This window comes from Staphylococcus schleiferi (assembly GCF_025558325.1).
Lineage (GTDB): Bacteria > Bacillota > Bacilli > Staphylococcales > Staphylococcaceae > Staphylococcus > Staphylococcus schleiferi.
On record NZ_CP094712.1, the window covers coordinates 166,152 to 188,546 of the forward strand.

Here is a 22,395-nt window from a genome sequence, read left to right on the forward strand (position 1 = left end):
ATTGTTAATGTTGTTAATCAAATAATTTAAGAATATATTTGAAAATATAATTATTAACAGTTATATTTATTAAAGTAATACACAGGATAGTGTAAAAGGAGAGAGTCAGTAATGAAGAAAATTTTTTATTTTTTAATGATGGCTTTAGTGCTTGTCGTATTCACCGCTTGTCAGAAAGGAGAGCATCACGAAAAGCAAGTCAAAATCGTTGAGTACTTTGATTATAAATGTCCTTATTGCAAAGTGTTCGATCAGAAAATAATGAAAGAAATAGAGAAAAAGTATGGAACAGATCGAATTCAATATCAACTGATAGATGTGGCATTTTTAGGTGACGATGCGATTGAGGGATCAAGAGCGGCACAAGCTGTAAAAATCGTAGCGCCACAACAATTTATGACATTTCATCATCATTTAATTGAGCAACAACCGAATCACGAAGGGAAATGGTTAACGCACGATAAAATCGATGAGCAAATCGATCGTTTATCCATTAGTAAAGAACAAAAAGATAAAATTAAAAAGGAATATAAAACTGAAAATAGTGAGGCATGGAAACGTGCAGAAAAAGATATTATTAGAGCAAATAACGATAAAGTCAAATTGGTACCTACTTTAAAAATTAATGGTGAAGAAGTGAGTGATCCGTTAAATAAAGTTGAGGTATTTCAAAAAATTGATGATGCATTAAAAGCATAATACCATTTTAAATATTCGTGAGCGCTAGGATAATATATACATGTCCTAGCGTCATTTTCATTTTTAAAATAAGCAGGAGGCGAGGATGATTCCTAACCTTCTGCTTTATTCTTTTTATAATGACCGCACAAGCTTGATTGAAGTGTGTCTTTCAACCAGTTATATGAAGTTGAGTCTTCCCGTTTAAAATACGTCTATTTTACAATTTTGTTTATTAAATTTTCTGAAATAAAGTGTACTTATCATTTTAATTTACTATTTATATATAACTATCCATATAGAAATTTATAATATTCATACGCTATTAATACTATTAATTAAAACTGAAAAAAATTTTAAGATTTTGTTGATAAAAAGATAAAAATATTATATTCTTTAAATAGCAGTAAAATAATTGAGAAGGAAGTTGAGTACAATGAATAAATTTCTTTTAAGGACGGCAACAGTTGTTTCTTTGTCTTTTATGGCATTCACGCAAGCTTCTTATGCATCAAGTCACACTGATTACAAAATCATAGGTGAGGACAGTCGTGTAAAAGTAAATAATACAACATTGAATCCTTATCAATCGATTACTTTTATTGAATCTAAATTTAATAACGTTTATGAAGACTGTAGCGGTACAGTCATTGCGCCTAATAAAGTGATTACGGCTGCGCACTGTGTTTATAACCCTCAATATGGTGGATTAACAGAGCAGTCAAAAATTACGCCTGGTTTAAACGGCAAAATTGCACCGTTTGGTCAATTTGAATCTAATGATATTAAAGTGCCACAACAATATAAGGATCATCAAGAAGATCAATACGACATTGCTATTATTGATGTCAAACCTAGAAATGGTGTTTCAATCGGAAATGTCGTTAAGCCAATTCAAATGGAAGCCTCCGATAATAGTAAGAATAAAGAAGTAGAAATTACAGGATATCCGTCAGATAAGTTTGAGCAATTACGTGTTCAAACGCAATGGTCATCTTCATCATTAGTTGATTTTCAAGATGGAAATAAAGCTTATTACACAGCAGACACCATTTCTGGAGAATCTGGGGCACCTGTCTTTAATAAACAGACAAAGAACATCATTGGTGTACATACAGGTGCTGTAGAAACAAGTGCAGGTTTATATAACAGAGGCACAACATTTACAAAAAACATTTTAAAATGGGTGCAACAAAACTTGTAGTAGAAGCGGGATTCGATTAGATTCGGTTACGCAAACGTAGAATAACTCAGTTAGCTAAGCCCTTTTATTTAAAGGCTTTTCCTAGGCAAAATCTATATAGGGCAGTCTCTATAATCAAAAGTGGCCTCATATTGTTGACCATAATCAACAAATAACCGAAGCGGGGCAAACATATCAAATCATGGTTTGCCCCAACGCATTGGCCGATGCAAATTGTACTTTGTAATATAATTCAATTTAAAAGAAAGAGGAATGTCAAATGAAAAAAACGATAGCTCAAACTTTATCAGTCGCATCTTTATTATTTATGACACTTACACAAGCATCATACGCAGCAGATTTTACGAATTATAATGTGATTGACAAGGACACACGTGTCAGAGTAGAGAATACAACAGTCAAACCATATCAAGCGATTACATTCTTAACAATGGCATGGGATAATGACGGTGCCGCTTGTACAGGTTCTGTCATCGGGCCGAATAAAGTCCTTACTGCAGCACACTGTGTATATGATCCGAAAAAAGGAGGACTTGCTAAAAGTACAACGCTAGAACCTGGTTTAAATGCAAAATACCAACCGTATTCTAAATTTATCTCAACGCATGTGAGAGTGCCACAACAATATATAGAAAAACAACAAAGTGACTACGATATTGCAATTATTGATGTCCAACCCAGTGCAGGTGCTTCTATCGGTAAAGTTGTGAAACCTTTCGAATTAGAGACTGCGAATGACTTTACTGGAAAAGACTTTGAAGTTGCAGGCTATCCATCAGACAAGTTTAAAGTTTTCCCAGGACCAACAATGTGGAAAGATATAGGCGTCGTTGATAGACAAGAAGGCAATAAAGCATACTATACTGCAGATGCATCACATGGACAATCAGGCGCACCGCTTTTTGATAAAACGACACATAAACTCTTTGGCGTACATACAAGTTATGTAAAAGGTAAAAATACTGAATCAAACAGAGGCACAACACTTACTGATGAAATTTATAACTGGGTTAAACAAAATCTGTAAGTGATACAGTAGTCTTGAAGCATAAATTGATCTGATGAATGTTTCTTAGTTAAGATTACTCGGGTAAGAAAAAACAAGGTAAGCGGCAACCCGAGTACCCACATTCATTTAAGAGCGTATTCAGCACAGCGTTTTGGTGCTGAATGCGCTTTTTAATTTCTAAAATGAAAAAACGATTCGTGATGGCTCACCAACCGTTAAAATACGTTAATATTTAGTTTTGGGAAGCAGAAGATGTGTGGGATGCGGCATCATAAGGGTTTTCAAAAAATGCGGCCATAGTTTCAGCGCCATTTTCTGAAAAGAAGCGTTCTAAATTTTCTTGGGATTCTTGAGCATGTCCTTTTGTGATCTCATTCATTTGTTGTTCATAATGTTGGAGTATATCCATGACATTGTCGTGTGTTTTAAATGCTTCAGCTAAAAGGTAAGCATCATAGAGTGCCATGTTGACGCCTTCACCAGCAAATGGACTCATCAAATGCGCGGCATCACCGATTAACGTAACGTGAGATTGCGTATCCCAAGTGAGTCCAACCGGTAATTTATAAATACGACGGAATTTAATGTCATCATAACTGTAACGAATATAATTTTTTAATTCGTCGGCCCAATCCTCAAAATCAGCGAGCAATTTTGTTTTTAAGTCTTCTAATGGGAGATGTCTGTATTGATCTAGTGTGTCATAATGCGTTTTGAAACTGATATATGCCATGATGCGACCATCACCATTACGTTGGCCTAAAATCGCACGGTCACCACCGAGCCCCATCACTTTACCGTTTTTATTAAATGCAAGTAAGTCTGGATGTTCCTGTTCATCACTGTTCATTTCAACCATAGAAATACCAGTATATTCAGGTTCAGCATCAGTTAAATACGGGCGTACTTTAGAAAATGCACCGTCAGCACCAATAACTAAATCAGTCACCGCTGTCTCACCATTTTCAAAATGGATAATCGTTCTGCCGTCATCTTGCTGCGCCATACTTTTAAGTTGATAGCCATATTGAATATGAGACGGGTCAATTTGTTCCAAAATAATATCACATAATTGGCCACGATCGATTTCAGGTCTGCCCCCTTCACCTTCAGCGTCCTCATCATATAAGATTGTGCCGTCTTTTTTGACGATGCGTGTATCTTCGCCATCATAACGTGCATAAGTTCGAAAAGCTTCAAAAATCTGTGCTTCTTTTAAAGGAAGTTGGCCACTATCTTCATGAATATCTAAAGAACCTCCTCTATCACTATGCAAATTTCGATGACCACGTTCATAAATTGTAAAATTGTAGCCTTGTTGTTGTAGGAGGCGCCCAAGCATTAATCCACCTGGACCACCACCGACAATCGCAATATGTTGAAGATCTTGTTTTAACATTTTTAAACCTCCTATTTTTCGTCGTCTTTTTTCTCTTTAAATGACTCAAGTTGCTTTGCTGTATCTTGAATAAATTGTTCAAAATCGGCAAGTTGTTTCTCATCTTTCATTGCATGTTGACCTGCCAACATAAAGGATCTAAATAGTGACTGTAATGATGAGCGAAGTTCTGTTAACTTTTCTGTGTCCATCTCTTTAAATTGCCCCATACGTTTAGCATATTCGTCGTAATGAGGTTGTTCCTTTAAAAATTCGATGCCTTCGTCTGTAATGGTATAGACTTTTTTCTTACCTTCTTTTGAAGTAGATACAAATTCACGGTCTTCTAACATTTGAAGTATAGGGTAGACACTTCCTGGACTTGGGGAATAAAAACCTTTAAATTGCGCTTCAAGATCTTTAATAATTTGATAGCCATGTTTAGGCGAATCCATTAATAATCTCAAAATCAAAAATTGTAAATTCCCTTTCTTAAAAAATCGATCTCTTCTTTGATGTGCATTAAACATTCTGTCAAAACCATCTTGTTGATGTGGCATAAACATTTTAATTTCCACCTTTCCTTTTTCGATATATCGAAATAATAAACGATATATCGTTATTAGTCAAGAATGAACACTTATATTTTTTTGAGCGGGATTATTTTTAGTGGAAACACTATGAGCGTGAGCGGTTTGACCACGTTTAACAATACATGTATACGAAAATGGATGTGAAACAGCGCGTTATGCTCAAAATTTGAGACATCATGCATAAAATCATAAGCATAAAGGCGTAGGTCTGTTTGATAAAATAAAAAAGGGTGGTGAATACAATGCGATTTGCAGATCAAATTAAAAAACTAAGGATTGAACATGAACTTACACAAGAAATGCTAGCAACAGAAATGCATACGACGAGACAGACTGTTTCCAAGTGGGAACAAGGGACAATCGAACCCATTATCCAAATGTTAAATAAGCTTGCCTCTTTTTTCAATGTCAGTTTTGATGAATGAGTGAATGGAAATGAATTGGAAAACAAGGGAAACAACGGGACGTCTAATACGGTTGAAAAACCAATCAACGGCTGGACTTTTCTTGCACAAAAATGGTGGTTTGTACTACTGATTGTCATTATTATTTGTGATAGTGTTTTTCCGCAAAATTTAGCTATATAGTGGCATTTGTTAGATTTAAAAGGCGTCGAGTATCTATTACACGGCGTAACTTACGGTGTGATATTTATCCTTTTAATAAAACGATTGATACATAAAGGTTTAAAAAAGATTGGCTATATTTTAGAGTAAAGCGATTCAGTGGATTACGATTTTGTATAATATTAGGTCTTTTACTGCCATTTATTGTTATCGCCACTTAGATTATATTTGTGCCTGGTTTTTTCTACTGGACACAGATTGATAAAATAACGGATTACAGTGCTATGTTGATTGAAGCTGTTTTTATTGGAGGAATAGTGGCACCTATTGTTGAGGAAATGATGTTCAGGGGCGTGCTGTTACAATATATTGAAGTTAAGACAAACCGTGTATGGGCAATAGGGATAACATCTGCTTTATTTGGCTTTATTTATTTATTCAATGGCAAGTTAGTCGGCTTGGATTTTGTATTATTAATAGTTGGGGGTACGATGGTGGGTGTCATGTTTGGCATTACTGTGTATACATTCAATTCAATTTGGGCAAGCGTGATCTTGCACGCGCTATGGAATCTCACGGGTGGCCTCTTTCAGATAGTGACAGCTAAAAGCGACAGTGGGCTAGGTCAATATGTAATACAAGTCCAAAACCCATTAATCACTGGAGGTCAATACGGTATAGATGCTTCAGTCATTTCAATACTTGGATATGCTGGGGTCATTTTAATGATGTTATATCGACAGAGAACAGCCAAAGTGAATATGTAAATTAACTTTTAACAGAGCCGGGGCGGGACAACGAAATCAAATAGATTTCTGTCCCGCTCCCTTTTTCATTAAATAAATGGTTGGTTTTGTTGTGTAAGATAGAGCATTTTAATTGTAACTACAATATCTTTTTTAGTTTACAATTAAACTATTATATATAAGATTTGTAATAGTTTCTTTTTAAAGTAGTAAAAATATTTAAGTCAATTTTAAGATAATATTTAATTTTTGGAAACAGCGCTTTCAATTGTTGACGTTATTCTATGATAGTTTTAAAGTTTCTTAATGTCAGGGAACGAAAGGTTGTCTGATAATTTATAGATAGGAAGAAGGCTTGTACATACCTAAAAAAGGTCTATATGAAGTAAGTGTCGTGCCGCTTTGCATTTAAGACATTGATTTTAAAATTTTCTTAGTTTAAAGGGGAATTTTGTAATGAAAAAAACGTTAAAAGTCGCATTATCAAGTGCAGTAATCTTATCGTCATTTTCATCAATCGCACATGTCGCACATGCAGATCAACAACTCGGTCAAGCTTCAGCGCAACAAATAGCGCAAAAAGAAAGTGACAGCAATGCAAGCCATTATATGGATGCAAATCATGATTTAAGAAAAAGAATCATGGCATTAGTCGGAGCAGCAGAAAATACTGATACGAACTATTCACATAATTATAGCTACATTGATGATATTGGTGATCATAGAGGCTATACTGCGGGTGTCATTGGCTTTACTACTGGTTCTGATGATATGGTGCATCTTGTTAAACATTATAATCAAATCAATCCGAATAATAACTTAAAAAAATATTTGCCAGCACTTGAAAAGCTAGCTCAAGCACAATCAGAATCTCATGAAGGATTAGATGGGTTCGAGCAAGCATGGAAAGATGCAGCAAAAAATGATAGAGCAAATTTGGTGAAAGCACAAAATTATGTATTAAAAAAAGATTATATGGATGAAGCCGTTCAAGCTGCTAAAGAAGATGGCTTATCTCAACTAGGTCAATATGTATACTTTGATGCAATTGTAAAACATGGTCCAGGTGAATTTAAAAAAGGTGGCTACAAAGGAAAAGATCCTGCAGATTGGAGTTTCGATGAATTACGCGAACGTGCGATGGATAAGAGCGGCGGAAAAACACCTAAAACAGGTGCTAAAGAAGCAGATTATTTATATGCGTTTTTAGACGGCCGCTTTAAAGCGACTCAAAAAGAAAATGAAAATAATGGTAGTAAGGATAACGATGTCTTTGATCGATTGAAAGTACAACAACAATTTATAAAAAACCAAAACTTTGATTTAAAACTTCCTTTAGACTTCAAAATGAATGGGGAACAATTTCATTTAGACCAAGATGCCATTCAACATTATAGTAATGAAGATATAGATTTTGATCATGCTTAATAAAAAAGGAAAAGGTGACTATCAATGAAAAAAACGATGTTGACTTCAATTTTAGCGGCAACAACTCTATTAACATTATCACTGCCAGCACATTCTGCACATGCAGATGAAATGGGGCGTTTACAAACGCAAGGTAAAGAAATTCAAAAAGATGGACAAAACTTCCAACTTAAAGGTGTCAATGCGGGTAATGTATTTACAACTGAAAAATGGATGGGCGGCTATCCGAGTGCTGCAAATATCAATGGCGGCTACAAAGCGGTATTTGATGATATTCAAAGTAAAGTAAATTCGTCTGAAAAGGCACACCAAATCTTAGATCGATATGCGCATAACAGATGGGACGACCAAGATTTTCAAAACGTTAAAGATATGGGCTGTAATACAATACGATTGCCAATTAACTATATTAACTTAACTAATTATCAAAAAGGCATGAATCCGAAAGATGTTAAAATGAGAGACCATGCGTTTGATGAAATTGACCAATTTGTAGCTAAAGCGCAACAACATGGTTTATACGTCATTTTAGATATGCATGGTGCGCCAAATTCACAAAATGCACAAGAACACTCTGGCGAAGCACAAGGTGATAAATCAGTGGGAAATTTCTGGAATGACCCAGATGCACAAGGTAAAACAAAAGAAATTTGGTACTATATTTCACAACATTATAAAAACAACAATGCTATCGCTGGATATGATATTTTAAATGAACCTAAAGGGCCTGCAGGTCACAGTGATGGCCAAGTGCAACAATTTTATAAAGATACTTTAAAAACAATTAGAGGAAACGGCGATAACCATATCGCATTTTTAGAAGCAGTATGGGATCCGCAAAATATGAAAGACCCTCAATATTTTGGTAAAAATAATAATAATATTGTATATGAATATCATAACTATCCATATGGTGACGGTGCACAATCACATAAAGGTATTCGAGAAAACTTCGACAATAAAATTAATAGTATTAATAAAGCAAATTATAATGTGCCAAGTTATATGGGTGAGTTTAATGGTAACGCGGCAACAAATGATCTGCATATTGCGCCAAATGGCAATGACTTCAAATATATTTTGAAGAAAATGAATGAGAGTCATATGTCTTGGTCGATTTGGAATTATGATAAAGAAGGTATTAATCAGCAAGATTCTTCTTGGGGCGTAGAAAATTTCAAAGGCATTCAAACAGATATCAACTCAAACGATTTCGGTAAAAAAGAACAACCACAAAAAAATGAAACTGTTTTTAATGCAGTCAAAGAAGCTGCACAACAATCATAGCGCTACACAATGAATAATCAGATAATCAGACTTTATAGCAACTAGAAGCGTGGGCAAGAGTCTGGGACAAAATTGTCTCAGTAATCGATGAAATCCGAGGTTTTCGTAAAAAGCGAAAAATCTCGGATTTTTTCCTTTTACCATCAGTTTAGCCGCACTAGATGCGACTAATTTCCTTAGGTACCTCGTTAGTTTAGTTTTTGTTGTGATGAATTAAATTATACGAAAGTGCCTTATTTTTTTAAAGGATAATGGTGAATGATTACATATATAAGCGAAGTATTTATAGCGAGACTCCTGAGGGAACAGGACGAGCCGAAGACTACAGGCTGAGGCTGTCCCCTCGGAAAGCGAGCCTATATAATACGAAGCATGATAATAAAAAGGAAGCTCGAAGACGTTTTTTATCAAAATCATCTTCGAGCTATTTATTTTGGTATTTATGTCCCAGACTCTTGTCCGTTTTTTATATTTAAATGGATATTTCTCCCTACTGTTGAATCCGCGATAGTATCAATTCTGCATTTTCTTGTGGGATATACCATTTGTTAATCATAATTGGAGCTTGGTTTTGAGCATAGATGGTTTCAATGATTAACCAACAGTTTTTGCCCCCTTCAAAGGTATGATTTTGATATTGAAAACTTGGTGAAGAGGTGATACTGATTTTTAAATCGGATTGTGTTGAATTTTGATAAATCGTATTTTCCACAAAATCACGCATTGCTTGTTCACTTTGCGTATTGATTTTAAATGTATCAATCACATGTAGTGGAATAAAACTAAAACAAAAGGCAGCTGAAGCTTCATATGAACTTTGTGCATGTTCATAATAACGTTCCATCGCAATAACAGCTGTAGGATGGTTTGGGAATAAGTGGTTGGTATATTCGCTTTCGAGGTCGACACGATAATGCATAGAAGCCAGTGATACAGGTTGTATTGAAACCTGTTGAAGCGGATGTTTTAACAGACCCATACTTGAAGTTTGGTGTGCCACTTTTTGACGGAGAACAAAATGACCTTTTCCACGTGTACTTTCCACGATACCATCTTCTACTAAAAGTTTGATCGCTTGTCGCAATGTCATTCGGCTCACTTGGAATCTTTGACATAGCGTCATCTCTGTAGGCAACGCCTGCCCACTCGGATATTTGCCGATTTGAATTTCTTCATACAATGTATTATAAATCGTTAAAAATTTAGGCTGTGATTGCGACGCCATGAAACAAACCTCCAGTTCAATCATTCTCTTCTATCATCATACAACACTTTAAAGTTGAAGTGGACCAATAAATTTGATTGAACTATGAAGATAATGGCATGAATCATAGGCAATAGGAAAGAGCCAAAGCGGGAAATGACACCTTGATCTCTATCCTGGAGACTAAAAATGAATCTTAATCGTGATGTTCTTAATTTTGTCATAAGCTAAGTATTGAAAGCGTTTTAAAATAGGTTTATTATATAAATGGGTATACAAATAGACAAATTAGTATACAAGTTTGTTGAAGGCGTTTTAAAGCTAAGTATAGTGTTAAATGTTATTCGCGAAGTGGTGGGTCACGTGACATGACTTGGTGAATAAAAGTGTTGTTAAGTGTAACGTACAATATGTTTGAATCATGGAAGCAAGCCTGAAAATAAGGTTAGAAAATCGCTTAGCTTTAAGATGTCTTCCACAGATGTGTCATTCAGTCAGTTATTGCCATTTTAAAATAGAGAGACTTTTTTGTAGGTGAAAGTGTGTATTGGTCTCAGACTCAAGGAGCGAAATGACTATGGACTATTCTAAAGTTAAAAAAGCAGTTCCCATTTTATTATTTCTATTTGTGTTTAGTTTAGTGATTGATAATTCTTTTAAATTGATTTCAGTCGCGATTGCAAATGATTTAAACATTTCTGTAACGACTGTAAGTTGGCAAGCCACGTTAGCAGGTCTTGTTATTGGTATTGGTGCAGTGGTCTATGCATCGTTATCTGACGCGGTCAGCATTCGTACGCTGTTTATTTACGGTGTTTTTCTTATCATTACAGGTTCAATCATTGGTTATATTTTCCAACATTATTTTCCAATGGTTTTGATTGGACGCATTATTCAAACGGCCGGACTAGCAGCAGCTGAAACACTTTATGTCATCTACGTGGCAAAATATTTATCAACAGAAGATCAAAAAACGTACTTGGGTCTAAGCACAAGTAGTTATTCGCTATCTCTTGTGATTGGGACTCTATCAGGTGGCTTTATCGCGACTTATTTACATTGGACCAATATGTTTTTAATTGCGCTAATCGTTGTGTTTACATTACCATTTCTTTTTAAATATTTACCTAAAGAAAAAAATACAAATAAAGCGCACTTAGATTTTATAGGTTTAATATTAATTGCAGCTATTGCGACAACAGTCATGCTGTTTATTACACATTTCAATTGGCTATACATGATTGCTGCTTTAGCAATTATTATTATCTTTGCATTTTACATTAAAAATGCACGCCATCCATTAGTGGATAAAGCATTTTTTCAAAATAAACGCTATACGTCATTCTTATTTATTGTTTTCATTATGTATGCAATTCAATTAGGTTATATTTTTACATTTCCTTTTATCATGGAAAAAATTTACGAGGTAAAATTAGATACAACGTCATTGTTACTTTTACCGGGTTATGTAGTCGCAGTGGTTGTCGGAGCATTGAGCGGTCAAATTGCGAAATTTCTTAGCTCAAAACAAGCAATTATGACTGCGATTAGTTTAATTGCTTTGAGTTTGATTTTACCTGCATTTGCGGTGGGTCATCACATTATCATTTTTGTTTGTTCCATGATATTCTTTGCAGGTAGCTTTGCATTAATGTACGCACCACTTTTAAATGAAGCGATCAAAACAATTGATGTTAAAGTGACAGGGGTAGCGATAGGTTTTTACAATTTAATTATTAATGTAGCTGTCTCTGTAGGGATCGCGTTAGCTGCGGCATTAATTGACTATCAACCTTTAAATTTCCCGGGAAAAGATGCGATGAATACGCACTTCGGAATGATTTTAATTATTTTAGGGCTACTCAGTGTGGTTGGACTTATTCTATTTACCATCCTTAATCGCTGGACACAGTCAAAAGTGACATCCCACCACGAACAATAAAAAGAATGAAAAAGAGAAGGAGATCAAATTATGAAATTTGAAAAATATATCGATCATACATTGTTAAAACCAGAATCTACACGTCAACAAATTGATCAAATCATTGAAGAGGCCAAAACGTATCACTTTAAATCGGTTTGTGTCAATCCGACGCATGTTCAATACGCTGCCGAACGTCTTGCAGATAGTGACGTGCTTGTGTGTACGGTGATTGGTTTTCCATTAGGTGCATCAACGACAGAAACGAAAGCTTTCGAAACCGAAGATGCTTTACGTAAAGGTGCAGATGAAATCGATATGGTCATCAACATTGGCGCTTTAAAAGATGGACGTTACGCTGATGTACAGCAAGATATTGAAGCTGTGGTCAAAGCGGCTCAAGGTCATACGGTTAAAGTCATTATTGAAACGGTTTTACTGACAGATGAAGAAAAAGTGAAAGCCTCTGAATTAGCACAAGCAGCAGGTGCACATTTTGTGAAAACATCCACTGGCTTTGCGGGTGGTGGTGCCACACCTGAAGATGTGAAATTAATGAAAGAGACTGTCGGGGATGCATTAGAAGTGAAAGCCTCCGGCGGTGTGCGTAGCTTAGAAGATTTTAACGCAATGGTTGAAGCGGGTGCCACACGTGTGGGCGCAAGTGCAGGTGTTCAAATCATGCAAGGATTAGAATCCGACGCAGACTATTAAACGATAACAATGTTAAATTAATCAATGTAGGAGTGATTTATATGACAGCACCATTTCAACGTGTACATTTGATTGTCATGGATTCTGTTGGGATAGGAGAGGCCCCAGATGCGAAAGATTTTAACGATGAAGGGTCCCACACACTGAAACATACGTTAGAAGGATTTGACCAAAAATTACCGTATCTCGAACAATTAGGTTTGGGTAATATTGATGCCTTACCTGTCGTAGGGGCAGTTGCACATCCCAAAGCGTATTATACGAAATTAAGCGAAGCTTCAGTCGGTAAAGATACGATGACAGGTCATTGGGAAATGATGGGCTTGAATATCATGCAGCCGTTCAAAGTGTATCCAAACGGTTTTCCACAAGAATTAATTGATGAAATCGAACGAATCACGGGACGTAAAGTCGTTGTGAATCGACCGGCTTCAGGTACACAAGTGATTGATGAGTGGGGCGAACATCAAATGAAAACAGGCGATCTGATTGTATACACATCCGCAGACCCTGTGCTTCAAATTGCCGCACATGAAGAGATTATTCCACTTGAAGAACTCTATGACATTTGTGAAAAAGTACGTGAATTAACAAAAGACCCGAAATATTTAGTCGGTCGCGTGATTGCACGTCCATATGTTGGTGAACCGGGACACTTCACAAGAACAAGTAATCGTCATGACTATGCCTTAAAACCTTTTGGCCCAACAGTGATGAACACACTTAAAGATCATGATTACGATGTCATTGCCATCGGTAAAATTAATGATATTTTCGATGGCGAAGGTGTTACAGAAGCCGTACGTACGAAAAGTAACATGGACGGGATGGACCAACTGATGCAAATCGTACAAAAAGACTTTAAAGGTTTAAGTTTCTTAAACTTAGTCGATTTTGATGCATTGTATGGGCATCGTCGTGATAAACCCGGTTACGCGCAAGCCTTGAAAGACTTTGACAATCGTTTACCGGAATTAATGGCTGCGATGCGTGAAGATGATTTACTCATCATTACAGCTGACCACGGCAATGATCCAACGGCAGAAGGCACAGATCACACACGTGAATACATTCCAGTGTTGATGTACAGTCCGAAATTTAAAGAAGGTCAAGCGCTCGATACGGATACAACATTTAGTTCAATTGGGGCAACCATTGCAGATAACTTTGGCGTACCGCTTCCAGAATTCGGTCGCAGTTATCTTCAAAAATTACAATAACAGTGATGCGTGTCAAACAATGAAATTAAGGTTTGACACGCATTTTAATGTTGTTAAATGGACATACAAACCAGTTGGATGACAATTGTTATTAAAAAGGTAGAAAATTTTATATAATGAAAGTAAGTGGCACGGCCTGAATAACAATTTATGGAGGCGATAAAGTGTTAAAACTTGCAGATTGGAAAGAAGAAAAAGGAACATTGCATCGATTGGCTCAAATATTAGGTAAACATAAGCTCGCGAGCGCCTTCCAAGAACCGCAGTGGGCACATGTAGTTTTAGATATTACTCCAAGTGGGTTTTCAACAGGTATTTTATTCTACGCTGAACATACGTATAATATTCAAGTCGATTTAGTACAACATCGCATTATAGTTGAAACAGATCAAGGACGAGATAGCATCCCATTAGAAAATGGAACGAGCATCCAACAATACTATGAAGGCATTCATCAGTTGCTTCAAAAATTTGAAATTGATGTAAAAATCAATCAAACCCCACAAGAAGTCGAAGATCAAACGCCTTTTAATCAAGATGCGCATCACTGTCACTATGACCCTGAGAAGAGTAAACAAGCATTAAATCTAATGAAATTCGCAACACGCACGTTATCCTTCTTTGTGGCGCCTTTCCGTGCACGCAAAGTTAAACCTGGTCTTTTCTGGGGTACATTTGATATTTCATCAATTATTAACTATAACGCGATACATGAAACATTCAAACCATCTCAAGTCATTGAATATGCCGCTTTTGATGAACATTTTATAGAATTTGGTTTTTGGTTTGGTGACGATCGCTTTGAAGGTCCGACATTCTTCGTCTTGCCTTACCCATTTGTAGACGCTAACTTCAAGTTCGATCAACCTTTAATTGAAGATGCTTACTTTGACAAAACGCTCACTGAGCTGATTTATGAATTGCCTGAAACATCACAAGAAACATTAAAATTATTGAATCAATTCTTTAATCAAGGTTTCCACATTTTCAAAGATTATTTATCATGGGAAAACTGCCAATACTATGAAATCCCATTAAAAATGCAAAATAACCAAATCCAACAACAACCTTATTAAACCATAATAATCAACAAATTAAGCACAGAGTCACAAAAAAGCCCGTCTCATGCATTTTATACAATGCAGGGACGGGTTTATTTTTTGGCAGTATTGTTCGCATATCTTCAATATTTTGCTTTAAACCATAGCAAAAGTCCTTAACAATAAATTATAAATTTTTACTACTTGTTTTATCCCTAAATATTTGTATAATTTAATTATAAAGATTAGTTTTCATATAGTTTTACTGAAATTTCACTTAAAAGGAGGATGAAAATACACGGTTGTAAGTGAAGTTAAATTGTAAGTTCATAAATGTTATTAGCAGATTAAAACGTAGTGATCATGCAGACGCACTATTCAAAATTGATTTGTATTTTATTGTTATGCAAAAGATAAGTAATAAACCTATGTTTTAAAAATTTAAAGATGTTGAATTAAAGAGGTCTACTTATAAAAGACATGAAGATCCAATAAATGGGCTAGAGTGTCACTATTAAATCAAAGGTTAGTTAACTGGTTCAAAGCAAATAAGTAAATATTTTAAGTAACTATCAAAATAATATATTTAAGGAGAACATCAGTATGAAAAATAAATTACTTATAGTTATCAGCGCTATCTTTTTAACTTACTTTTTTATTATTCCAAATGCAATCGCTTCAGAAGATAATAGAGAATTAATTACAGATGTATTTAAAGAAAAAGGAAGTATAAATACAGCCAAATATGAAGGCGTAGATGGGCATCACTGTACAGCGGTTATGTTGACACCAACTGTAGGGTTAACTGCTAAACATTGTAAAGACGGTGAATTTGAAGAAGGAAATATAGGAAAAGTTTATCCAGGAGAATCAGGATTAGCTACAGAAGCAGGGAATATAACAGTGAGTACATTTAATCCTTATAGCACAGAAGACATTGCTTTAATTAAAGGATCAAACCTTACTCCTGCTTATAGTTATTATATGAAAGACGTAAAACTTTCAGTAAGAGGTGTAAAACCTTCAGATTTAAATGGAAAAAGTGTGTATTCAATAGGTTATCCTGCTGAAAAAAGTGGTTACAAGCAATATAAAACTAGAGGGAAAATAACATCTGTTAACGGTGAAAAATCTATACAAACAACTTTACAATCTAGTGCTGGTCAATCAGGTTCGGGAGTATTTTTAGAAGAAAATGATCAATTGATAGGCATACTTGTGCAAGGTAATCTTGATGGTTCAAATGTAGTTTTGATTAATTCTCAAATTTCAAATTGGATTCAAACAAAGAGTGATTATTTGCCTTTTTAGGCTGTAATGATAGATACAAACAAAAATAGCGAAATTAGACTTTCGATTCAAAAAAGCCCGTCTCATGCATTTTATATAATGCAGGGACGGGTTTATTGCGTTCCAAAAATTTTTAGATGACACTTTAACAATGCCAACTGTGACTGTGTTTTATTTTTCAAAAACGTCATGGTATTCAGTTGTTTTCTCTAAAACACTTTTAGCGAATGGGCAAGTGGCATGAATTTTAATATTGTTTTCACGCGCGTAATCAACGGCTGTTTGAACTAATTGTTTACCTACACCTTGACCTTTTAATTCGTCACCGACTTCAGTATGATCGATGATGATCCGACTGTTTCCAACAGGGACATAGGTCATTAAAGCTTGTAAATGATTTTCGTCTTCACCTACATAAAACTTATTATCTCCATGTTTAATTTCTGCCATACAATCATCACCTTTTCTTTTGTTATATACTTTATATACCACAAATCACATGAACTATGCACTAAAATACACTTACCCGTGTTGTACGGAGACAGAAACAAATTTTTAGGAAAAGCGTGATGCTTTCGCTTTTCACTTATTGCCTTAAAAGGTGTGTAATTCAACAGAAACTATGCCAAATGTAAGAATTATGATAAAATAAATTTATCTTTAATAGGTCAATATAATTGACTTACATAGTAATACAGTACAATCAACAGAGGAGTGAACAGTCATGTATAAAATTGCAATTGCAGGCGCAGGTGCCATGGGTGGTAGAATAGGGACTTCTTTAAAAAAAGCAGGTTACGATGTGACTTTGATTGATGATTGGGCTGAACATGTGCAGCGCATTAACAGCCGAGGTATGGAAATCAAAACTGAAAATGAAACGTATACCGTTGAAATTCCAGCCGTCTTGTCAAAAGATGTGTCAGAAACTTATGATTTAATTATTATTTTAACGAAAGCGATGCAATCTGAGGCAATGTTGACACGTTTGAAAGAAGCGGGTGCCATTCATGAACAAACAGCTATCTTGAGTATGATGAATGGTTTAGGTCACGATGAGCGTTTGTCAAAATTTGTACCGATGTCACAAATCTATTTGGCAGTGACAATGTGGACAGCCGGATTACGTGGGCCGGGTCAATTATTATTAGAAGGTGAAGGTGCTATTGAGTTTTATCGAGCAAGTGGTGATTCAGATGAACAAACAGAAATCATTTTCAAAGCATTGGATGAGGCGGGCTTACACCCTCACATCAACGACAATGTTTTTGAAGCGATATGGTCAAAAGCTACTTTAAATAGTGTCTTGAACCCTTTATGTACAATTTTAGATAAAACCATTTATGATTTCGGAAGCTATGATCATTCACGGAACATGATTGTACCGATTATCGATGAAATTGTGGCTGTCGCTAAAGCACGAGGTGTCGAATTAGATAAAACAGCATTAATTCAAAAAATTGAAGGGGCTTATCCAAAAGAAAAACAAGGTTTACATTATCCATCTATGCATCAAGACTATAAAAATGGTCGTCTGACAGAAATAGATTATTTAAATGGTCAAATTGCAAAATACGGAGAGGCGCTTCAAATTCCTACACCCGTCAATACAATGTTGACACATCAAATTCATCAATTGGAAATGAAACATAACCAAGCATAAGTGTTTTATCATAAAAAGAGGGATTGAGCAGTTGTATTGCTGCTCAATCCTTTTTTTAATGCATATTAAAGTGATGTTATCGTAATCTCGTTTGGTTTTGATGGGCTAATAAAGTATATGTTGTTTCAATATAAGGGATATGGAGGCCATATTTTTGACCTTCACGATAGATAAAGCCTTGAATCGTTTCTACTTCAATGGGTTGTTCGCTCATTGTGTCGTAATACATACTTGTAGCTGTGTCATCATTAAAGATTTGATAAGCTGCCATCACGTCATCGATAAATGAATCTTCATATATAACGCCAGCTGCATTTGCGACTTGTAAGCCTTCATTTAAAAGATTGCGACACAATTGTTCCATACGTGAGTCTTTTAATAAGCGTGCCGTATCACGACCTAAAGCGGTTAACGTGTTCATTCCAAGATTGAAGATGAGTTTAAACCAGATGGCTTTATCGATATCATCTTCTAAGATAAGAGATAACTGTGAATCTTGAATCTTTTCTGCGAATTGCTCTGTAAAAGCGTCACGGCGCAAATGAATTTTATAATCTTTGAAGTGTTTAACGACGTTGTCTTGTTTGGCACCACTAATATAAACGACGGCTTGATAAGCATGGTACGCTTCTAATTTTGGAAGTAAACCACTGCCGTTTTGTGCAAGAATAACGCGTGATTCGGAATGCGTGATGTTTTTAAGATCATCTAAAATGTTATCTATTTGATGTGTTTTCACTGCGATAAAAACAATATCATATACATCAGTGGCTTCTTTAAGGGCATGAACGTTGACTTGCTTCGTTTCAGATACTGCTTCGTCGACGTAAGTGACAGTTTTATTTTGTCTACCGAATAAAGTGACATCTTGTGTGTCGAGGGCGGATGCAATGGCTGTACCCACTGCACCTGGGCCGATAATCGCTATTTTTGTCATAATCACTCAACCTTTTCTGTTTAATACATACGTTGATTTTTATTACTATTAGGGTTATTACAAATTTAATGTATTATCTTTATATTTATTTGTAAAGTTGAAAGCTTTCGAATCTGTGGACATTTAAAATAAGAAAGACGTAAGATAAAAACGTAATGAGTCATAAAGGAGTGAGTATTTTGGCACGATTAGAAATCAACTATCTTTCTGAAACGATTGGGATGCATCAATCTTTAACGGTCATTTTACCTGATGACAAAAGCTACGTTCAACCCAATGTACAACCTAAACTATTACCGTCATTATTACTATTGCATGGCTTATCAAGTGATCACAGTGCTTACACGCGCTTTACAAGTATTGAACGCTATGCCAATGCGCATCAACTTGCAGTGATTATGCCCAATGCAGACCATAGTTTTTACACTAACATGGTCTACGGACATAGTTATTATGATTATATTCTAGAAGTTTGGGATTACGTGCACCAAATTTTACCTTTGTCTAAAGCACGAGAAGATAATTTTGTAGCAGGTCATTCAATGGGTGGCTATGGTACGATTAAATTCGCTTTGACAGCAGGTGAAAGATTTGCGAAAGCCGCGCCGCTCTCTGCTGCTGTCGATGTGAAAACACTTGCCCATTATACTTTCCCTGATTTCAAGCCTAAAGCGATTGCGGGTGAAGTCACAAAAGTTGAGGGGACACCTTTTGACCCTTACTATTTGGTAGACGAAGCGGTTAAAAAGCAAAAACAAATCCCTGAGTTTTTAATGATGTGTGGTACAGAAGATTTTCTTTATCAGAGTAACGTTGATTTTGTGCATTATTTACAACAAAAAGGTATCAGTTGTGACTTTAAAGACGGTACAGGTCGCCATGATTATGCTTACTGGGATAAGGCCATTCAAACTGTGATAGAGACTTTTATGAAAGACCATCATACGCGTGAAACGAAATAACAAAAAGAAGCACCTCAAAAGATCATTTACAGAAGATTTTTTGAGGCGCTTTATTTTTATATGAAGAGATGCATCACATTAACGCTTGTTCATGATGCATATGAGCTTATAAGATTATTGCAGTGATTTTGTATGGTTCTGATGACTTTCAGGATAATAGTTAAAGAATCTGAAAAACTTCACGCTTAAAATTGATTTAATAAAGTAGTCTAAACCAATTTTACCGCTATTATAGCCACCCATGAAAATAAAAATACTAATCAAAATGTAAAGTGGGTTAACTGATACAGTGCCTGCGAATAAGAACATGAAATTGAGTATTAAACCAACAAATGCACCCACTGAAGTGAATAAACCTAAGATTAATAATAAGCCTACAATGACTTCTAAGAGTGGGATGAGTACGTTAACTAAAGGTGTCATAGGTAAGACGACTGTTTTAAGAAACCATGTATAAATCGGGTATTGAACACCTGCTTCAGACATGACTGGATGTTGTACGGCATTTTGTAGAAAGCCGCCTGCATTAAAACCACCACTCAACAATTTTCCGAGCCCCGCTTTGAACCAGCTAATTCCTAAATATAAACGAAGTAATAACAAAATTACACTCGCAATTTTACTTTGTTGTAGCCATTTAATCATAATAAAGACCTCCCAATAGATTTAGAGATACAAAATGATTCTAGTATAATATTTATATCTCCTTTTTAATTTAATTATACTCAGTTGTGAATCAAATCACAACATTAAAATAGATTTGTTCACAAATCAGTCAAAAACTAAATTTAAATATTTATCATTTTTGGTTTTGATTGAAAATATCTGTGGTACGACAAGAAGATAGAGTAGGAAGGCACATCAATTTAAATATAGGAAGAAAGACTAACAAAGGCGTGAAGCGGAAATCTTTTCTCTTTTCCGTTCCACGCCTTTCTAAATCTAAAATTAAGGGCATTTCTATACGATTCTTTTAAAATGATGAGTTTCTGCACTGTAGGCGCAAATACATAGAGGTTTAAAAGTATGGTGATTTATCAGTGCGCAACAGGGCTTTGTACCCTCAATATGAGGAAAGGTTTGTCCCATTAGATTGAATCACCTCATGATACCAGTAAAAAGAATCTTTTTTCAAACGTGCTAATGAGCCATGCCCTTCGTCATCTTGATCAACATAGATTAAACCATAACGCTTTTTCATTTCTCCAGTTGTAAAAGACACAATATCGATAATGCCCCAAGGTGTATAACCGAGCAAGTCGACGCCATCTTCACCAACGGCTTGAATCGCAGCTTCAATGTGTTGTTTTAAATAATCGATACGATAGCTGTCATGGATTTCATTATTTTCGACTTGATCAACAGCACCGAATCCATTTTCTACAATAAATAAGGGGAGCTGATAACGTTCGTATAATACATTGAGCGTATAACGCAAGCCTATCGGATCAATCGCCCAGTCCCAATCACTTGATTCAATATAAGGGTTATTTACAGCGTTAGGTAAAGTGTGATTCATAATGTTATTTTCAGGTGAATCTTCGGCTTGATGTTTCACTGCAGTAGACATGTAGTAACTAAAACCGATGTAATCAACAGTCCCTTCTCTTAATAGAACATCATCTCCTTCTTGCCAACCGATGTCATAACCTTGTTTTTCAAACATTTTAACAGCGTAATGAGGATAATAGCCTCTAACTTGAACGTCTGGAAAGAAAAAGCGTAAACGATTTGCGATTTGTGCTTCCATCATATCTTTAGGATGACAAGAATAAGGATAAATAGGGATATGCGATATCATTGCGCCTATTTGAAAGTTTGGATTAATTTGCTTCCCAATTTTGACCGCGCGTGCACTTGCAATGAGTTGATGATGTGCAGTTTGATATAACACTTCTTCAGGATTGTCTTCAGGGTTGAGCTGAACCCCTGAGTTGGTCCATAAAAACAGAGGATTTTGTACATCCATTTGGTTATTAATTTCATTAAAAGTCATCCAATATGTGACTTTATCTTGATAGCGTTCGAAGACAACTTCTGCAAAACGGGCAAAGCAATCCACGACTTTTCGATTTCGAAATCCGCCATAGGTGTGCGCAAGGTGGAGGGGCATTTCGAAATGAGATAAAGTAATGACGGGTTCAATCCCGTTCTCGATAAGTGTGTCTATGACTTTGTCGTAAAATTGTAAACCAGCTTCATTAGGAATCGTTTCATCGCCTTTTGGAAATATCCGCGTCCACGCAATGTAAGTGCGTAAGCATTTTAAGCCTAATTCTTTAAATAACGCGATGTCTTCTTGATATTGATGATAGAAGTCGATACCGAAATGATTAGGATAATAAGCATCAGGTTCCACATGTGTTGTAATTCTTCTTTCCTTACCATGAGCACCTGCAGTGATGACATCCATGACACTGAGTCCTTTGCCATCTTGATCATAGCCGCCTTCAAATTGATTGGCTGCGAGTGCACCGCCCCACATGAAATTTTGAGGTAATTGACCCATTTTCATACCACCTTTTCATATAATAGACTAAAGCATATTGTTCAAA

At 35.7% G+C, this 22,395-nt stretch carries 21 protein-coding genes; 14 read left to right on the forward strand and 7 right to left on the reverse strand.

Annotated features, from left to right (window positions below; genetic code table 11):
* Positions 1-111: 111 nt before the first annotated feature.
* The 3 genes from MUA40_RS00690 to MUA40_RS00700 all read left to right on the forward strand — a co-directional run bounded on the left by MUA40_RS00690 (position 112) and on the right by MUA40_RS00700 (position 2,909).
* The gene (locus MUA40_RS00690; protein WP_016425868.1) at positions 112-699 is read left to right on the forward strand and encodes a DsbA family protein; all 588 of its coding nucleotides are present in this window, start codon (positions 112-114) and stop codon (positions 697-699) included.
* A gap of 415 nt (positions 700-1,114) precedes the next feature.
* Positions 1,115-1,882, forward strand: coding sequence for a trypsin-like serine peptidase (locus MUA40_RS00695; protein WP_016425869.1), 768 nt, complete (start codon positions 1,115-1,117; stop codon positions 1,880-1,882).
* A gap of 259 nt (positions 1,883-2,141) precedes the next feature.
* Positions 2,142-2,909, forward strand: a complete 768-nt coding sequence (locus MUA40_RS00700) for a trypsin-like serine peptidase (RefSeq protein ID WP_167732633.1) — start codon at positions 2,142-2,144, stop codon at positions 2,907-2,909.
* Positions 2,910-3,123: 214 nt separating this feature from the next.
* On the opposite strand, the gene MUA40_RS00705 is transcribed toward MUA40_RS00700, so the two are convergent.
* Complete coding sequence (locus MUA40_RS00705; protein ID WP_167732632.1) at positions 3,124-4,290, reverse strand: FAD-dependent oxidoreductase; 1,167 nt, start codon at positions 4,288-4,290, stop codon at positions 3,124-3,126.
* A gap of 11 nt (positions 4,291-4,301) precedes the next feature.
* A complete protein-coding gene (locus tag MUA40_RS00710) occupies positions 4,302-4,835 on the reverse strand; it encodes a PadR family transcriptional regulator (protein WP_126496445.1) in 534 nt (177 codons plus the stop codon).
* A gap of 269 nt (positions 4,836-5,104) precedes the next feature.
* On the opposite strand from MUA40_RS00710, the gene MUA40_RS00715 reads away from it, so the two are divergent.
* The 4 genes from MUA40_RS00715 (at position 5,105) to MUA40_RS00730 (ending at position 8,889) form a co-directional block, all read left to right on the forward strand.
* A complete protein-coding gene (locus tag MUA40_RS00715; RefSeq protein WP_016425873.1) occupies positions 5,105-5,287 on the forward strand; it encodes a helix-turn-helix transcriptional regulator in 183 nt (60 codons plus the stop codon).
* A 425-nt stretch (positions 5,288-5,712) separates the two neighbouring features.
* Positions 5,713-6,195: a CPBP family intramembrane glutamic endopeptidase gene (locus MUA40_RS00720; RefSeq protein WP_194368547.1), complete on the forward strand. Its 483-nt coding sequence runs from the start codon at positions 5,713-5,715 to the stop codon at positions 6,193-6,195.
* Between the two features lie 435 nt (positions 6,196-6,630).
* A complete protein-coding gene (locus tag MUA40_RS00725) occupies positions 6,631-7,602 on the forward strand; it encodes a chitosanase (protein WP_016425875.1) in 972 nt (323 codons plus the stop codon).
* A gap of 24 nt (positions 7,603-7,626) precedes the next feature.
* Positions 7,627-8,889: a glycoside hydrolase family 5 protein gene (locus MUA40_RS00730; protein ID WP_167732629.1), complete on the forward strand. Its 1,263-nt coding sequence runs from the start codon at positions 7,627-7,629 to the stop codon at positions 8,887-8,889.
* Positions 8,890-9,379: 490 nt separating this feature from the next.
* On the opposite strand, the gene MUA40_RS00735 is transcribed toward MUA40_RS00730, so the two are convergent.
* A complete protein-coding gene (locus tag MUA40_RS00735; RefSeq protein ID WP_016425877.1) occupies positions 9,380-10,114 on the reverse strand; it encodes a GntR family transcriptional regulator in 735 nt (244 codons plus the stop codon).
* 550 nt (positions 10,115-10,664) lie between these two features.
* Here MUA40_RS00735 and MUA40_RS00740 point away from each other — a divergent pair.
* The 5 genes from MUA40_RS00740 (at position 10,665) to MUA40_RS00760 (ending at position 16,299) form a co-directional block, all read left to right on the forward strand.
* Positions 10,665-12,035 carry an MFS transporter gene (locus MUA40_RS00740; protein WP_037559412.1) on the forward strand — a complete coding sequence of 457 codons (1,371 nt, stop codon included), beginning with the start codon at positions 10,665-10,667 and terminating at the stop codon, positions 12,033-12,035.
* 30 nt (positions 12,036-12,065) lie between these two features.
* Positions 12,066-12,728: a deoxyribose-phosphate aldolase gene (gene deoC / locus MUA40_RS00745; protein WP_016425880.1), complete on the forward strand. Its 663-nt coding sequence runs from the start codon at positions 12,066-12,068 to the stop codon at positions 12,726-12,728.
* A gap of 41 nt (positions 12,729-12,769) precedes the next feature.
* On the forward strand, positions 12,770-13,948 hold the full coding sequence (gene deoB, locus MUA40_RS00750; protein WP_016425881.1) for a phosphopentomutase: 1,179 nt from the start codon (positions 12,770-12,772) through the stop codon (positions 13,946-13,948).
* A gap of 164 nt (positions 13,949-14,112) precedes the next feature.
* Positions 14,113-15,024 carry a DUF5996 family protein gene (locus MUA40_RS00755; protein WP_167732918.1) on the forward strand — a complete coding sequence of 304 codons (912 nt, stop codon included), beginning with the start codon at positions 14,113-14,115 and terminating at the stop codon, positions 15,022-15,024.
* Positions 15,025-15,591: 567 nt separating this feature from the next.
* Entirely contained in the window at positions 15,592-16,299 is a 708-nt protein-coding gene (locus MUA40_RS00760) for a trypsin-like serine peptidase (protein ID WP_167732917.1), read from the forward strand.
* A 150-nt stretch (positions 16,300-16,449) separates the two neighbouring features.
* On the opposite strand, the gene MUA40_RS00765 is transcribed toward MUA40_RS00760, so the two are convergent.
* Entirely contained in the window at positions 16,450-16,728 is a 279-nt protein-coding gene (locus MUA40_RS00765; protein WP_016425884.1) for a GNAT family N-acetyltransferase, read from the reverse strand.
* A gap of 274 nt (positions 16,729-17,002) precedes the next feature.
* Between MUA40_RS00765 and MUA40_RS00770 the strand changes: the two genes are divergently transcribed.
* Positions 17,003-17,941, forward strand: coding sequence for a ketopantoate reductase family protein (locus MUA40_RS00770; RefSeq protein WP_155976561.1), 939 nt, complete (start codon positions 17,003-17,005; stop codon positions 17,939-17,941).
* 76 nt (positions 17,942-18,017) lie between these two features.
* On the opposite strand, the gene MUA40_RS00775 is transcribed toward MUA40_RS00770, so the two are convergent.
* Positions 18,018-18,878, reverse strand: a complete 861-nt coding sequence (locus MUA40_RS00775; RefSeq protein WP_016425886.1) for an oxidoreductase — start codon at positions 18,876-18,878, stop codon at positions 18,018-18,020.
* 179 nt (positions 18,879-19,057) lie between these two features.
* Between MUA40_RS00775 and MUA40_RS00780 the strand changes: the two genes are divergently transcribed.
* A complete protein-coding gene (locus MUA40_RS00780) occupies positions 19,058-19,840 on the forward strand; it encodes an alpha/beta hydrolase (RefSeq protein WP_016425887.1) in 783 nt (260 codons plus the stop codon).
* 114 nt (positions 19,841-19,954) lie between these two features.
* Here MUA40_RS00780 and MUA40_RS00785 read toward each other — a convergent pair whose 3' ends face one another.
* Complete coding sequence (locus tag MUA40_RS00785; RefSeq protein WP_016425888.1) at positions 19,955-20,485, reverse strand: DoxX family membrane protein; 531 nt, start codon at positions 20,483-20,485, stop codon at positions 19,955-19,957.
* A 418-nt stretch (positions 20,486-20,903) separates the two neighbouring features.
* Positions 20,904-22,349: a 6-phospho-beta-glucosidase gene (locus tag MUA40_RS00790; protein WP_262569716.1), complete on the reverse strand. Its 1,446-nt coding sequence runs from the start codon at positions 22,347-22,349 to the stop codon at positions 20,904-20,906.
* Positions 22,350-22,395: the final 46 nt, after the last annotated feature.